The sequence below is a fragment of the Dyella sp. 2RAB6 genome (assembly GCF_052115385.1).
Lineage (GTDB): Bacteria > Pseudomonadota > Gammaproteobacteria > Xanthomonadales > Rhodanobacteraceae > Dyella_D.
The window spans coordinates 14,959-30,112 of sequence record NZ_JBFRGP010000011.1 but is presented as its reverse complement, the minus strand read 5'-3'; the positions used below and the strand labels follow the sequence as shown (position 1 = coordinate 30,112).

The following is a 15,154-nucleotide window of genomic DNA, read 5'->3' as shown; positions in this document are numbered from 1 at the left end:
CGCGGCTCTGAGGAGCGAGGAAGGTGGCGGCAGCCGGATGAGGGTTCGGCCGGAGCGGTGCACATCATTCTTGCGCTCCGGCCGTACCCTCACCCCAACCCCTCTCCCGGTGGGAGAGGGGCTTCAAGCGCGTCGATTCAGAACGCGATATTCACCGTCAACCTTGCCGACTGATCCCGCGCATCGCTGGCGAACTGGCCGTGGTAGCCCAGGTCCACCGTCACCGCGTGGCCGAGCGGGAAGCGCACCCCAAGGTCGAGCACACCGGCGTTGTTCGCCACCGGCAGGCCGTACACGCTGAAGTTGTCCGCGCCGATGACGAAGCGCTGGCGGCGCTCCGGCACGGTGTCGCCCCAGGCGTGCTGGTAGCCCACGCCGGCATATGCGTGCAATCCGCCTGGCCCCAGTTGCAGCGAGCCGCGCACGCCGCCGATGGCGGCGCTGATGTTGGACGAGCTGCCGTTGACGCTGAGTGCGGCGATGGTGCCGTGTTCGGTGAACGCATCCGTGCGCACATGTACCTGGCTCAAGTTGACGTAGGGCTCCAGCGTGCCGCGCTCGAACTGGAACGCGTAGCCGCCGTCGACGTAGGCCTGTGCCGTGTTCGCGTCGTAGTTGGCTTGTGCCACGCCGGAGAACGGACCGAAGGCCATGCGCCGCGTGGTGTCGATCTTCTGCCATGCATACGCCATGCCGCCGCGCAGGCGGATGTTGCCCAGGTTCCAGCTGGCATACACGCCGGCGTAGTTGGCCTTGGCATGCGCGGACGAACCGAGCTCGCGCACGTTGAGGCTGTTCTGGCCGTGGCCGACCACGCCGCCCAGGCGCACGTCGCCGATCGCCGTATCCGCGCCGACCAGCAGGCCGCTGCCGTTGGCGTTCATGGCGTGCGCATTGCCGTCGCTGTCGTGGTCGCCCCAGTGGCCCCACAGCGAACTCCACACCATGTTGCCGTTGGCGGTGGCGCCTTCGGCGTTCTGGCCGCCGTAGCTGGCGCCGAGCAGGTGGTTGTTGATGGCGTCGCGCACGTAGTGGCTGTCGTCGAACAGCGCGGTGGTGATGCTGCCATGCATCTCGCCGGAGAGCTGGTCGAAGGCATGCCGCGCGGTATCGGGGTCGAGGCCGAGCAAGGCATCCACCAGCGGCGAGTTCGGGTCCAGATGATCCAGCGCGCCGGCCGTGTTCTTCTGGTTCTTGGTGTCCGCCACGCTTTCGAAGCTGGTGTCGTTGCGTTGCAGGGACAGGTTCACCGCATTGGCGGTGTAGCTGAGCAGCGGGGTGAGGAAGGTGAGGTTGGCGCTCACCGCGCCGAACTGGCCGCTGACGCCTTGCGCGGCGGTGAGGATGGTGTAGTCGGTGCGCGGCGCGTAGTTGCCCGGTTGCGCCAGCACCAGCACGCTGCCGCCGAGGATGGAGGCATTGCCGCCGATCACGATGCGGCTGCTCTGGCCCTGCGCGGTGGCGCCCACCTGGTAGCTGGAGCCGGGGTGGAACACCGCGTTGCCGGTCACGGTGAGCGTGCCGGTGGTGTTGCCGGGCACCACCGTGCCGGACAGGTCCAGCCCGCCGATGGTGCCGATGCCGCCGAGCGTGGCGCCGCCGTTCACCGTCACCGTGCTGCCGAGCGTGGCGCCCGGATGGCTGTTGTCGCCGACGATCAGCGTGCCGGCCGCGACGGTGGTGGCGCCGGACAGCGGATTGACCGTGTCGAGGGTGAGCGTGCCGGTGCCGGATTTCAGCAGCGTGCCGCTGCCGGAGAGCGTGCCGTTGAAGGTGGCATTGGTGCCCTGGTTGAAGATCAGTCCGGCGTTGTCGGTGATGTTGCCTTGCAGGCTGCTGGTGTCGCCTTGCAGTGCACCGGCGCTGATGGTGGTGCCGCCGCTGTAGCTGTTGGCGCCGCTGAGCGTGAGCGTGCCGGCGCCAAGCTTGGTGACGGAGCCGCTGCCACTGATCACGCCGCCGAAGCTGCCGGCCGCACCCTGATTGAAGATCAGCGAGGCGTTGTCGGTGATGTTGCCTTGCAGGCTGCTGGTGTCGCCCTGCAGCGCACCGGCGCTGATGGTGGTGCCGCCGCTGTAGCTGTTGGCGCCGCCGAGCGTCAGCGTGCCGGCGCCGAGCTTGGTCAGGGAACCGCTGCCGCTGACGCTGCCGCCGAACGTGCCGTCCGCGCCCTGGTTGAAGATCAGCGACGCGTTGTCGGTGATGTTGCCCTGCAGGCTGGTGGTGTCGCCTTGCAAGGCACCGGCGCTGATGGTGGTGCCGCCGCTATACGTGTTCGCACCGCTGAGCGTCACCGTGCCGGCGCCGAGCTTGGTCAGTGAGCCCGTGCCGCTGATGGCGCCGCCGAAGCTGCCGCTGGTGCCTTGGTTGAAGATCAGCGACGCGTTGTCGGTGATGTTGCCCTGCAGGCTGGTGGTGTCGCCTTGCAAGGCACCGGCGCTGATGATGGTGCCGCCGCTGTAGGTGTTCGCGCCGCTGAGCGTAACTGTGCCGGCGCCGAGCTTGGTCAGCGCACCGGTGCCGGCGATGGCGCCGTTGAACGTGCCATTCGTGCCCTGGTTGAAGATCAGCGAGGCGTTGTCGGTGATGTTGCCTTGCAGGCTGCTGGTGTCGCCTTGCAAGGCACCGGCGCCGATGGTGGTGCCGCCGCTGTAGCTGCTGGTGCCGCTCAGGGTGAGCGTGCCGGCGCCGAGCTTGGTCAGCGCGCCGGTGCCGGAGACGCTGCCGGCGAACGTGCCGTTCGCCGCCTGGTCGAACACCAGCGCCGCGTTGTCGACGATATTGCCCTGCAGGCTGGTCGTATCGCCTTGCAGCGTGCCGGCGCTGACGGTGGTGCCGCCGCTATAGGTATTGGCGCCGGCAAGCACCAGCGTGCCCGCGCCGAGCTTGCTCAATCCGCCGGTGCCGCTGAGCGCCTGGCTGACGGTGAACACGTTCGCTGCAGCGGCGATATCGAAGCCGCCGCCGGGCGCACCGAGCGTGATCGCGCGCGCGGTGGACTGGAACGCGGTGCCGGTCACCTGGAGGATGCCGCCTTCGAAATCGAGCCCCGCGCTGGCCGCGCCGAGATTGGCGTCGGCGCTCACCGACAAGGTGCCCGCGCTCAGCATGGTGCCTTGCGTGTAGGTGTTGCTGCCGCCGAGCACCAGGGTGCCGGCGCCGGTCTTGTTGAAGCCAAGACCGGTCAGCGTGTTGTCGACGGTGGCGGTCCAGCCGGCGCTGGCCGCGCTGCCGTCGCCGACGCGGATCTCGCTGAGCGCGCCCGGCGTGGGCGCGACCAGGCCGAGCGCACCGCCGACCAGATGGAAGCCGTCGTTGGCGAATTGCATGCCCAGCGCGGTCACCGCGCCGCCGGTGTTGTCGACCGTCACCGTGCCCGCATCGCCGCCGAATACGGCGAAGGCATCGGCCGGTTGGCGGCTGGAGGTGACCGAGCCCACTGCATCCGTCCAGTTCGCCAGCGGCGCGGACCAGGTGCCGCTGCCGCCGCCCATGCGCGTGCTGTTGGCCAGGCCGTTGGCGTTCCAGAAGTTCAGGGTCAGGCCGCTGGTGTTGATCAGGTTGATCTGCTTGCTGGCGGTGAGGTTCTGGATGGTGAAACCCGTTGGCGGCGCGATGCCGCCATTGGTTTCGGTCAGCGTGCCGCCGTAGGTGAACAGGTTGTACAGGCCGGGGCCGAAGCCGCCGGCGTCGATCGGATTGAGGGTGGAGCCGTTGATGGCGAGATTGCCGTTGACCACCACGTTGTGGCCGGTGCCTGGCGTGCTGAAGTTCGGGCCGGGGGCGCCGAACGAGAAATCGAGCACGCTGCCCTGGGCCAGGGTGAGGTTGCTGTTCACCGTCAAGGAGCCGGTGGGATTGCCCGGTGCCAGATGGCCGCCGTTCTGCACGGTGACGCTGCCCGCGACCGTGCCGAAGCCGCCGAGCGAGGCGCCGCTGGCCACGCTGACGTCGCCGCCGATGGCTGCGCTGGCATGCGTCGCATCGCCCACGGTCAGGCTGCCGGCCTGCACCGTGGTCAGGCCGGTGTAGGTGTTCGCGCCATTGAGCACGAGCGCATTGGCGGTATTGGTCAAGCCGCCGGTGCCCTGGATCACGCCGTTGAAACTGCCGCCGCCGCTGCCGCTCACGCTGAGCGTGTTGGCACCGAGATTGACGGTGCCGCCCGCGCCGGCGAGCGCGCCGATGGCCTGGTTGCCGCCGGCGGAGATATCGAAGGTGCCGCCCGCGCCCAGCGTCAACGCGCTGCCGCCGGCGAGCGCGCCGCCCGCGCCCAGCGCCAAGGTGCCGGACAGGATGCTGGTGCCGCCGGAGTAGGTGTTGGCGCCGGTCAGGGTTTCCGAGCCGCTGCCGTTGATGACCACGGCGCCGGTGCCGCTGATGGTGCCGCCGAAGCTGCCACTGCCGGAGGGTGCGAGGGTCAGGGTGTTCGCGCCGAGCAGCACCGAGCTGCCGGCGACGCCGCTGAGGCCGCCGATGTTCTGCGCGCCGGCCGCCGAAAGATCGAGCGTGCTGCCGGGGGCGGCCAGCGAGACGGTGCCGCTGGCCGCGAGCGAGCCGCCGCTGGCGAGGGCGAGCGTGCCGGCGTTGACGGTGGTGCCGCCGGTATAGGTGTTGGCGCCGCTCAAGGTGAACGTGCCGGCGCCTTGCTTGACGATGCCGCCGGTGCCGCCGATGGTGCCGGCGAAGTTCTGGTTGGTGGCATCACCGAAGGTGAGCGTCTTCGCGCCCAAGGCGATCTGCGAGCCGGCGACGCCGGACAGCGCGCCGATGCTCGGGTTGGCGGTGGCCGCGCTGATATCGAAGACGGTGCCGGCAGCGTTCAACGTCACCGCGCCGATGGGGGCGAGGCTGCCGCCCGCGCCGAGCACCAGCGTGCCGGCGTTGATGGTGGTACCGCCGGTGTAGGTGTTGGCGCCGCCCAGGGTGAACACGCCGCTGCCTTGCTTGACGATGCCGCCGGTGCCGCCGATGCTGCCGCCGAAGGTGCTGTTGGCACTGTCGCCGAGCGTGAGCGTGCGCCCGCCGAGTGCGATCGTGGTGCCGGCATCGCCGCTCAGCATGCCGATGGTGCGGTTGCCGCTGGCGCCGGAGATGTCGAAGCCGGAACCGGCGTTCTGCAGATTGACCGCACCGCCGGCCGCCAGCGCGCCGTTGCCGCTGAGCGCGAGGGTGCCGGCGTTGATGGTGGTGCCGCCGCTGTAGGTCTCGGCGGCGGTCAGGCTTACCGTGCTGGCGCCGCTCTTGGTCAGCGCACCGGTGCCGGACAGCACGCCGGACAAGGTGAAGTTATTGCCGCCCGTAACGGTGAGGCCACCGGCGTTGAGCAGGACCGCCTTGCTCAGCGTCGAGCCGCCGGTGCTGGCGGCGAGGCCGCCGCCGTTAGAGGTGATGCTGGCGGCGCTGCCGAAGTTGGCGTCGCTGTCGAACTGGGCCACGCCGCCATTGAGCACGGCGTCGCCGCTGACCAGGGCGCCGGACAGGCTCCAGGTGCCGCTGTTCACGATCAGGTGCTGGAAATTGACGTAGGTGGCGGACGAGGCGGTACCCGCGCCGGTAGCGCCCGAGCCGGGGCCGGCCACCACGTTCTGCAGTGTCAGCGTGTTGTTGCCGCCGGCGCCGCCGTCGATCTGGCCGGACGGCGCGAAGTTGAGGTTGATGCCGAGCACGCCGAGCAGGTTCAGGCCCAGGCTGCCGCCGTTGCTGACGGTCGAGCCGGACACCGCGGTGAAGGTATTGGTGCTGTTGGCGCCCATCGACACGCCGCCGGTGATGGTGCCCGCGTTGACGAAGGTGTTGCCCGCGGCCGAGGCCTCGAACGCGGTGCGGCCGGTGACGGTGCCGGTGTTGGTGAAGTTGATCTGCGCGCCGCCATACGCGGCGATCACCGGCGCGTCGGCCGGCAGCAGGCTCACGCCGAGCAGGGCGGACGAGCCGATGCTGCCCGCGTTGGTGATGGTGGTGGTGCCGCCGGCGCCGTTGCGCACCGCCAGCGCCATGCCGGTGAGGTCGCTGAGATTAAGGCCGAGCAGGCCGGTGGTGCCGTTCATCACGCCGCTGCTCTGGTTGTTGACGGTGACCGTGCTGCCGGCGATCGCGGTGCCGAGATTGGGATTGCCGATCACCGTGCCGGAGGACAGCAGGCTGAGCAGGCCGAGCAGGGACGGATCCAGGCGGCCGGCATTGTTGAGCGTGGTGCCGTTGCCGGTCAGCGACATCGCGGTGCCGCCCAGGCCGAGCAGCACGCCGGTGGAACCGCCGGCGACGACGTTGACGGTGAGGTTGTCGGCGCTGCTCGCATAGGACGGCGCCAGCGGATTGGCGGCGCCGGAGCAGGTCACGGTGGCGCCGTTGGTCGGGTTGATCGGGGCACAGGCGGCCATGGCCGATTCCACCGGCACGGCGGTACAGGCGGCGAGGCAGGCCAGCGCCAGCAGGCGGCGGGCGGGCAGGCGGCGGGTTCCTCCCGGCGGAACGGCGGCGCTGTGTGCATGTGCAAGTTCAGACGCAACTTGGAGCACGCACAGCGTGCGGTTCCAGACGAGCCGGTAAATGCGATTCATGTTGTACCCCTGTCGAGTGAGCCGGTGCCGGGCGGCTGCTGCGTGTTGACGGAGCTCTCCTATGAGCTCCGGACGTGCAGAACGCGCATTCGCGGACGGTGCCGGGCGGGCCGGCGATCGATGCGATGCGCGTGAACGGGGGTGGCTGCGATCAGCCGGTAAGGACTAGTGCGGCGAGATGTGGCGGGGCGGAGCGTCGTTCCACGGAGCGATGACCATCTGACACCTCCTGTGCAATGGATCGGGACGAACTGCGCGGCGATGCGGTGGCGACGGTCGCTCCCCCTTGGATGCGATGCCGCGACGATTCTATGGGGGCCAAATGTTGAGTGGCGGTGAAAATACGCCCGCAAACGGAAAAATGAAACGGGGCGCCAAGGCGCCCCGTTTCGTTTCCAACCGTCGGCTGAGGAATTACTTCAGTTCGGTCTGCGTGGTCATGACCATGCCGCCGTTCTCCACGTGCACTTCGCCGCTGATCGACTTGATGCGCTCGGCCTGCTGGCGCATGGTCTCGAACTGCGCCTTGGCGCGCTCCGCCGCGGACTGGGCCTTGGCGGTCTGCTCCTTGTCGGCGTCGTCGCCGTCCTCGTGGTTCATGGAGTCGGTCAGCTGCTTGAGGCGGTCCGACTTCTCCTCCATCGCCTTGATCCAGGACACGTACATGTCGCCGCTCAGGTGCACGCGGCCCATGCGGCCGGCGTCGCCGGTCGGTGCCTTGAGCATGTCGCCCACCTTGGCGTCCTCGCCTTCGCCGATGGCCAGCACCAGGGCCTTGTCGCCCATCGCCATCCACACCGGCTGGCCGAGCGCCGCGGTCAGGTCCTGCGGCAGCGCCACCGGCTTGCCGTCGGGGGTGAGCTTGACCTGGGCCAGGGCCGGCGCGGCCATGCTGCCCATCGCGGCGAGGCCGGCCGGATTGGTGCTGGCGACCAGCACGCGGCCGGTGAACTTCGGCGTGGTGCTGGCGGCGTCGAAGCTGTCCAGCGAGACGCGCAGGCCGAGCAGGTCGCCGAACGGCGGCATCGCCGCCTGCTGCGCGACCTGGCCCACCTTGCCGAAGCCTTCGTTGAGATTGACCAGCGTGGCGCAGCCGAACGGCTTGGCCGCGACGGCTTCGGCCTGGGCGGCCCAGAACGTGCGCAGCGGACCCACCGGCAGGGCCAGGCTCATGTCCATCGGTGAGTCACCGGCGGTGCCCAGGCCCGGCAGCTCGACCTTGAGGCCGGCGAAGGCCTTGGTGATGTCGTCGGCCAGGGCCACGTCCCAGCGCAGGTCCTGGTGCTTGGGGTCGAGCTTGGTGTAGCCGAAGCTCAGGGCGGGCACGCGGCCGGCGATGCGGACGGCGTCGGCTTCGCAGGCGGGCGAGATGCCCGGCTGGGTCGTCGCCGGCTCGCCGGTCTTGGCCGTCTCGGCCTGCTGGTGCGCCTTGTACATGGCGGCGAACAGCGGGTCCTTGCCGCTGGCGGCCAGCGGCAGCAGGCGGGCCAGGTCGACGTGGCCGACGGCCCAGGGCTTGTAGCCCTTGTCCTTGGCCAGCTGTTCCAGGCGGCCGTCGTCCTGCAGGTTCTTGGCCGGGCGGTCCAGGCCCAGCGCCTGGCGCAGCAGCGGCGCCGGCGCGTCGGCCGGCAGCACGGCGGCCACCGCCTGCTTGCCGACCACGGCCAGGATCACCTCGCTGCCGGATTCGGCGGAGGCATGCTTGCGGTAGGTGACGCCGCCTTCGGTGGCGGTGTCGAGCTTCTTGCCGTAGGCGGTTTCCAGGCGGCCGACGAAGGCGTCGAAGGCCTTCGGATCGGCCAGCTCGAAGCGCGCCACCGGGGCCAGGCCCAGGCCGTAGATGGCCGAATGGCCCTTCATGTTGATGCCCACGTTCTGGGCGAAGGTCTCGATGCTCTTGCCGTCGAGTTCGGCGATGACGGCCTTGAGCAGGTTGGCCGAGTCGGCGTCCTTCTCCTGCAGGTCTTCCACGGCACCCTTGAGCTGGGCGAGCTGGCCCGGCATCTGGGCATCGGCCTGGGTGATCAGCGCCTTGCGGGTGTCCTCGTCCAGCACCTCCAGGTTGGCCACGACGTACGGCGTGTCCGCCGGTACGAAAGCCAATGGGGCGTCCTTGTCCTTGTGGCCGCAGGCCGCCAGCAGCACGCCGGCGACAGCCAGCGCCAGATAGCGCTTACTCACTCGCATGTCGATTCCCTGAGATAGATAGAAGAAGGTGTGGCGCCGCGCATTATGCCCGTTTCGCCCGGCACTTGCGGGCGAAACAGTGGGCATTCCCGGGCGTTCGGGGAGAGCCGGCCTACGGCAGGCTTACGACCGGGCCAGCACCTCGGCCAGCACCGCCATGCGCACGAAGACCCCGTTGCCGACCTGTTCGAGGATGCGCGACTGCGCGCCGTCGGCCACCTCGGAGCTGATCTCGATACCGCGGTTGAGCGGGCCCGGGTGCATCACCAGGGCATGGCGGGCGGCGCGCGCCAGGCGGCGCGTGTCCAGGCCGTAGTGCTTGAAGTAGTCCGCTTCGTCCTGCAGGTCGGTGGCGGCCATGCGCTCCTTCTGCAGGCGCAGCATGATCACCGCGTCGGCGCCTTCGACCGCCTGGTCGAAATCGGTGAAGCGCTGGCAGTGCGGCATCTCGAGCTCGGTCGGCATCAGCGCGGCGGGGGCGCACAGGCGGATGTCTCGCACGCCCAGCGCGGCCAGCGCGTGCACGTCCGAGCGCGCCACGCGCGAGTGCTTCACGTCGCCGCAGATCACCACGCCCAGGTTTTCGAAATCCGGGCGGTGCTGGCGGATGGTCAGCATGTCCAGCAGGCCCTGGGTGGGGTGGGCGCGGTTGCCGTCGCCGGCATTGATCACCGAGACGCCGCTCATCGCATGGCGCACCAGCTCGTCCGGCGTGCCGGAGGTCTTGTGCCGCACGATGATCGCGTCCAGGTGCATGGCTTCCAGCGTATGCAGCGTGTCGTACAGCTCCTCGCCCTTGCTGGTGGAGGAGAAGCCGATGTCGAAGTTGATCACGTCGGCGCCGAGCCGGCGCGCGGCCAGTTCGAACGAGGTGCGCGTGCGTGTCGACGGCTCGAAGAACAGGTTGAGGATGGTGCGCCCCGCCAGCAGGTCCAGCTTGCGCGTGCCGTGCGCGCAGGCGTCGCGCATGGTGACGGCCCGGTCGAGCAGGCGCTCGATGGTGCCGCGCGGCATGTTTTCGAGTGTGGTGAGGTGGCGCAGGCGTGGTGTCATGGGCGTGAGGTCATGGGCGTGAGGTCATGGCGAGGGCGGCAAGTCGGCAGTGGAAAGGGTGTCGCCGGGCGGCTGGGCCAGCCAGCGTTCCAGGATCACCGCGGCGGCTTCGGCGTCGATCGCGGCGGCGGCGCTGCGTTTCTTCAGGCCCGCGGCGCGGGCGCCGGCGAAGCGGCGGGCCGCTTCCTGCGAGCTGTGGCGTTCGTCGATCAGCGCGACCGGCAGCGCGTAGCGCTCGCCCAGCCGCTGGGCCAGGCGGCGGGCGCCGCGGCTGGCGGCTTGTTCTTCGCCCTCCAGGGTGAGCGGCAGGCCGACCACCAGGGTGTCGGGCTGCCATTCGCGGTGCAGGGTGTCCAGCTTGTTCCAGTCCGGCTCGCCGTCGCGCACCGGCACCACCGCCAGCGCACGGGCCAGGCCGGTGAAGCGGTTGCCGACCGCGACGCCGAGCAGCCGGCTGCCGTAGTCGAAGCCGAACACACAGCTCATGCGTGACCTACATAGCCCGGCAACTGCAGCGGATTGACCCCGACCAGCCCGGCGGCGGCGCTCCAGCGCTCTTCCAGCGGGGTGTCGAACACGACGCGCTCGCTCGCTTCCACGGTGAGCCAGCTGTTGTCCTTCAGTTCCTGCTCGAGCTGGCCGGCGCTCCAGCCGGCGTAGCCCAGCGCCATCAGCGCCTGGCGCGGGCCGTTGCCGGCGGCCATGGCGATCAGGATGTCGCGCGAAGTGGTCACCGACCAGTGGTCGTCGATGCGGTAGCTGGATTCCCAGTGCCCTTCCTCGCGATGCAGCACGAAGCCGCGCTCCTGCTGCACCGGGCCGCCGATCAGTACCGGCAGGTCGGACACCTCGGGGTCGTCGCACTCCAGCTTCATCTGCTTGAGTACGTCGCCCAGGCGGTATTCGGAAAGCTGGTTCACCAGCAGGCCCACCGCGCCGTCCTCGTCGTGCTGGCAGATGAAGGCCACGCCGCGCGAGAACGGCGGCTCGGCCAGGCTGGGCATGGCGATCAGGAAGTGACCAGCGAGGGAGGAGGATTGGGCAGCGCTCATGCCCTGCATTGTAAGCGCAGGGGGTGCCGCTGGGGTGAGGACGAGGTTGGCGGAACCTGCGGCGGCGGACGGGCGGGGCCGTTTTAGCGCGTATGCAGCACGTTGTCGGCCTGGAACTGCCAGGTGCGCGTGATATGCAGCTCGTCGACCCGCTCGCCGCCCTGCGGCAGCGGCGGGAACGGCGCGGCGAGGCGCACGATGCGCTCGGCGGCCTTGTCCAGCAGTTCCTCGCCGGAGCTGCTGATCACCTCGATATCCATCACCTTGCCGTCGCGGTCCAGGGTGACGGTGAGCAGCACGTCGCCGTGCAGCTTCTGGCGGCGGGCGGCATCGGGATAGTTGAGGTTGCCGACCCGCTCGATCCGGTCCACCCAGTTGCGCATGTAGCCGGCGTAGGCGTACTCGCTGGTGCTGGACGAGATGAATTTCTTCTTCGGGCGCTTGGCGTAGGCCTCCTGGATCCGCCGCTTCTCGGCCGCCAGCTGCGCCGCTTCCATCTGCACGCGGTCGGCATCCGAGGCCGGCAGCGCGCTGTCGCTGCGCTGCGCCTTGGCGCTGTCGGAGTTCACGCTGAAGCGGCTGTTGCCGGTGGTGGTCAGCAGGCGGTCTGGGGTGGCGTCCTGCGGACGCGCCGCGGTGGCCTGCTGGGCGCGGTCGGCCACGCCGGGGTCCGGCTTGGGCAGCGCGCCGGAAAACGGCTGCGACGGGCGCGCCGCCTTGTCCTGCTCGCCGCCGCCGCGGTTGTTGGCCTGGGCCAGGAAGTCGGCCTGCTCGGGCTTCTCGCGGTTGGCCACGTCGACCAGGGTCACGTCCAGCGTGGGCAGGCTGGGCCTGGGCTTGACGTAGCCGAAGGTGATGCCCAGCAGCAGCACGCCGTGCAGCAACAGCGAGAACAGCAGGGTGGCGCCGATCAGGTCGGCGCCCCGGGGGGCGGGTTGACTCACGCGGAACGCTTTCCGTGGATGTGGTGTTCGATGACGTCGAACAGCTGGCCGCAGATATTAAGCCCGAACTGCTTGTCCAGTTCGCGCGCGCAGGTCGGCGATGTGATGTTGATCTCAGTGAGGTAATCGCCGATCACGTCCAGCCCCACGAACCACAGCCCGCGCCGGCGCAGCTCCGGCGCCACCTGCGCCACGATCCAGCGGTCGCGCTCGGTCAGCGGCACGCCTTCGCCGCGGCCGCCGGCGGCCAGGTTGCCGCGGAATTCGTCGCCCTGAGGAATGCGTGCGAGCGCATAGGGCACCGGCTCGCCGTCCACCACCAGGATGCGCTTGTCGCCCGCGCTGATCTGGGGGATGAACTTCTGCGCCATCACGAACTGCGCCTGGCTGCCGCCGTGCAGGCCGCCGCTGAGCAGGGTTTCCAGCATCGAATTCAAATTGCTGTCGCCGGCCCGCACGCGGAAGATGCCGCGCCCGCCCATGCCGTCCAGGGGCTTGAGCACCGCCTCGCCGTGCTCGGCCACGAAGCGGCGCAGGTCGGCCTTGTCGCGCGAGAGCAGGGTGGGCGCCATGCACTGGGGGAAATCCAGCGCGTACATCTTCTCGTTGCAGTCGCGCAGGGCCTGGGGGTCGTTGACCACGGTCACGCCGGCGCGCTGGGCCACCGACAGCACCATGGTGTCGTAGATGAATTGCGCATCGACCGGCGGGTCCTTGCGCAGCAGCACCACGTCCACCTCGGCCAGCTCCTGCCAGCGCGCCTCGCCCAGGCTGAACCAGCCGGACGGGTCCTCCTTCACGGTCAGCGGAGCCAGCCGGGCCCAGGCGCGGCCGTCGCGCACGGCCAGGTCGCCCTGTTCCATGTACAGCAGCGCATGGCCGCGCCGCTGGGCTTCCAGCAGCATGGCGAAGGTGGTGTCCTTGGCGATCTTGATGGCGCGGATGGGGTCCATCAGCACGGCGACCGAGAGGGCCATCGTCATTCTCCGGTAGTGGGTACCCGGATAGACTGGCGAGCTCTTGCCGGGGTCGGCGGCGCACCAGGTCGATCAAGGTGGGAAGACGCGCATGTTCGCCGAGTGGCATCACGGCCGGCAAGGCATGTGAAGTCGTGCCGCACGGCTCAGCAGCGAGGAATTTGGCTTGACGCCACGACGGGCAGGCGGTAAACAGCAAGGACAATCGTCCGCCCACGAGCGGATGAATAGGTGGGCAATCTTGCGGGATTCTTTTCGTCCACATGGAGCCGACGGCCCTGGCGCTGTCGGCTTTATGTCTACCTGAGCCTGGGGCGGGTCACAGGGGGGTGTGTGAACTTGAACATAAGTGGAAATGGCCTGGCCGGTCTGAAGGTCATGGTGATCGACGACTCGAAAACGATCCGTCGCACGGCGGAAACCTTGCTCAAGAAGGAAGGTTGCGACGTGCTCACGGCCGTCGACGGGTTCGAGGCGCTCGCCAAGATCTCGGACCAGAGGCCCGCCATCATCTTCGTCGACATCATGATGCCGCGCCTTGACGGGTACCAAACCTGCGCGCTCATCAAGAACAATCCGCAATTCCGGTCGACGCCCGTGATCATGCTCAGCTCGAAGGACGGCCTGTTCGACAAGGCACGTGGTCGCATCGTGGGCGCCGAGCAGTATCTGACCAAGCCGTTCACGCGCGACGAACTGCTTGGAGCCATCCATCGCCATGTCACGGTGTAAGACCACCATCGACTACAGGGGCTGAGGGGGACCTGTGGCCAATATTCTCATCATCGACGACTCGCCGACCGACGTGCGCGTGTTCACCACGCTGCTTGAGCGCGCCGGGCATACGGTGGGTTCCGTCAACAATGCCGAGGAAGGCATCGAGCGCGTGCGCTCCGAATTGCCCGCCCTGGTCATCATGGATGTGATCATGCCCGGCATGAACGGGTTCCAGGCCACGCGCACGCTGACGCGCGACCCGGTGACCAAGGATGTGCCGATCGTGATGATCACCACCAAGTCCATGGAGACCGATCGCGTCTGGGGTTTGCGCCAGGGTGCCCGCGCCTTCATCACCAAGCCGGTGAACGAGAAGGAGCTGCTGGCGTGCATCAACGATCTGCTGCCCAACGCGGCCTGAGGTCTACTCGATGAGCCTGACCTTGTCCCCGTTCGAGATCCTCGCGCGCTACGAGCGGCTGTCGCTCACCCATGCTTCGGATACGCCCGAAAAGCTGGAGGCCCCCGGCCTGTGGCGCGGCATCGGCTACCGTGTGGGCAGTCGCCTGTTCGTCAGCGGCATCGACGAGATCAGCGAACTGCTCGCGGTGCCCTCGCTGACCCAGGTGCCGGGCACCCAGGCCTGGCTGCTCGGTGTGGCCAACGTGCGCGGCAACCTGGTGCCGGTGGTCGACCTGAGCCGCTTCCTGTTCGGCGAGCGCACCCTGCACACCGAGCGCAGCCGCCTGCTGGTGGTGCGCCAGGGCGCAGGCAACGTGGCGCTGCTGGTGGACGAGGTGTTCGGCCAGCGCACGGTGGATACCGAAGCGCGCCGGGCGGCCGAGCAGGAAGACGATCCGCGCCTGTCGCGCTTCGTCGAGGAAAGGGTGGGAGAGCCCCGGCTGGCGGTTTTCAGCATGGGACGCCTGGTGCGTGCCCCGGACTTCCGCCAGGCCGCGGCCTGAGGCAGCAACCGGAATACATAGGGTAGGACCGGTGCCGGGTCGCGGCCGGATTGACGGGCTTTGAAGTCCCAACCGACGCCGCAACGACGGCGTGGCGTAGACGGGTGAGGTAACGCACATGAGCACTACAGGGGGCGTCGGCAAGGAGCGGGGCTATACCGGCCTCATCGTCTTGCTGGTGATCGCGATCGGCTTCGCGGCGCTGGACTTCTTCATGCTTAACGCGAAGAACGGCGAGGATCGCCAGGCCATCGGCCTGACCACGCAGATCCAGGTGTTGTCGCAGCAGACCGCCAAGTACGCGCTGGAGGCGTCGGACGGTAACGTCGACTCCTTCAAGGAGCTGGAAACCAACCGCAACGCGATCGATTCCGCGGTCCAGCGCCTGAACGCGGGCGACACCAAGAGCGGCATGAAGGCCTATGCCGACAACAGCGCCTCCCCGGCGGGCCGCGCGGTGGCCGCGCTGAGCAATGCGTGGAAGCAGCTGGACGCCGACATCGGCAAGATCCTGTCGAACAAGGCCCTGGTGCTCGATTCGGCGCAGCGCGCCGGCAGCCTGTCACGCGAACTGCCGGTGCTGAACTCCAGCATGGAGCAGGTGGTGAACATCCTGCAGCAGCGCGGCGGCAGTGCGGAACAGACCTACACCTCCGCGCGCCAGATGCTGCTGGCCGACCGCATGATCCGCCGCGT

At 68.9% G+C, this 15,154-nt stretch carries 9 protein-coding genes and 1 pseudogene; 3 read left to right on the top strand and 7 right to left on the bottom strand.

Annotated features, from left to right (window positions below):
• Positions 1 to 137 precede the first annotated feature (137 nt).
• From AB4083_RS15565 to gshB, 7 genes and pseudogenes are all read right to left on the bottom strand, one after another.
• Positions 138 to 6,551 (bottom strand): annotated as a pseudogene (locus tag AB4083_RS15565) (autotransporter-associated beta strand repeat-containing protein); the annotation flags it as partial.
• Positions 6,552 to 6,977: 426 nt separating this feature from the next.
• The gene (locus AB4083_RS15560; protein ID WP_441608993.1) at positions 6,978 to 8,750 is read right to left on the bottom strand and encodes a hypothetical protein; all 1,773 of its coding nucleotides are present in this window, start codon (positions 8,748 to 8,750) and stop codon (positions 6,978 to 6,980) included.
• Between the two features lie 123 nt (positions 8,751 to 8,873).
• Entirely contained in the window at positions 8,874 to 9,803 is a 930-nt protein-coding gene (locus AB4083_RS15555; protein WP_441608992.1) for an aspartate carbamoyltransferase catalytic subunit, read from the bottom strand.
• 24 nt (positions 9,804 to 9,827) lie between these two features.
• Entirely contained in the window at positions 9,828 to 10,289 is a 462-nt protein-coding gene (ruvX, locus tag AB4083_RS15550; protein ID WP_441608991.1) for a Holliday junction resolvase RuvX, read from the bottom strand.
• Positions 10,286 to 10,855: a YqgE/AlgH family protein gene (locus tag AB4083_RS15545; protein ID WP_441608990.1), complete on the bottom strand. Its 570-nt coding sequence runs from the start codon at positions 10,853 to 10,855 to the stop codon at positions 10,286 to 10,288. The genes ruvX and AB4083_RS15545 overlap by 4 nt, the downstream gene beginning before the upstream one ends.
• Before the next feature lie 83 nt (positions 10,856 to 10,938).
• Entirely contained in the window at positions 10,939 to 11,799 is an 861-nt protein-coding gene (locus AB4083_RS15540; protein WP_441608989.1) for a TonB family protein, read from the bottom strand.
• Complete coding sequence (gene gshB, locus AB4083_RS15535; protein ID WP_441608988.1) at positions 11,796 to 12,776, bottom strand: glutathione synthase; 981 nt, start codon at positions 12,774 to 12,776, stop codon at positions 11,796 to 11,798. Before gshB ends, AB4083_RS15540 begins: the two co-directional genes overlap by 4 nt.
• 378 nt (positions 12,777 to 13,154) lie before the next feature.
• Between gshB and AB4083_RS15530 the strand changes: the two genes are divergently transcribed.
• The 3 genes from AB4083_RS15530 to AB4083_RS15520 are packed head-to-tail and all read left to right on the top strand — an operon-like array spanning position 13,155 to position 14,458.
• Positions 13,155 to 13,508: a response regulator gene (locus tag AB4083_RS15530; protein WP_441608987.1), complete on the top strand. Its 354-nt coding sequence runs from the start codon at positions 13,155 to 13,157 to the stop codon at positions 13,506 to 13,508.
• Positions 13,509 to 13,542: 34 nt separating this feature from the next.
• Positions 13,543 to 13,914: a response regulator gene (locus AB4083_RS15525; RefSeq protein ID WP_214569038.1), complete on the top strand. Its 372-nt coding sequence runs from the start codon at positions 13,543 to 13,545 to the stop codon at positions 13,912 to 13,914.
• A gap of 10 nt (positions 13,915 to 13,924) precedes the next feature.
• The gene (locus AB4083_RS15520; RefSeq protein ID WP_441608986.1) at positions 13,925 to 14,458 is read left to right on the top strand and encodes a chemotaxis protein CheW; all 534 of its coding nucleotides are present in this window, start codon (positions 13,925 to 13,927) and stop codon (positions 14,456 to 14,458) included.
• Positions 14,459 to 15,154 lie beyond the last annotated feature (696 nt).

Coding starts and splice junctions, on each gene's coding strand:
- gshB (WP_441608988.1), bottom strand. CDS start 12,776: ATGGCCCTCTCGGTCGCCGTGCTGATGGACCCCATCCGCGCCATCAAG.
- AB4083_RS15530 (WP_441608987.1), top strand. CDS start 13,155: ATGGTGATCGACGACTCGAAAACGATCCGTCGCACGGCGGAAACCTTG.
- AB4083_RS15520 (WP_441608986.1), top strand. CDS start 13,925: ATGAGCCTGACCTTGTCCCCGTTCGAGATCCTCGCGCGCTACGAGCGG.
- ruvX (WP_441608991.1), bottom strand. CDS start 10,289: ATGAGCTGTGTGTTCGGCTTCGACTACGGCAGCCGGCTGCTCGGCGTC.
- AB4083_RS15560 (WP_441608993.1), bottom strand. CDS start 8,750: ATGCGAGTGAGTAAGCGCTATCTGGCGCTGGCTGTCGCCGGCGTGCTG.
- AB4083_RS15545 (WP_441608990.1), bottom strand. CDS start 10,855: ATGAGCGCTGCCCAATCCTCCTCCCTCGCTGGTCACTTCCTGATCGCC.
- AB4083_RS15555 (WP_441608992.1), bottom strand. CDS start 9,803: ATGACACCACGCCTGCGCCACCTCACCACACTCGAAAACATGCCGCGC.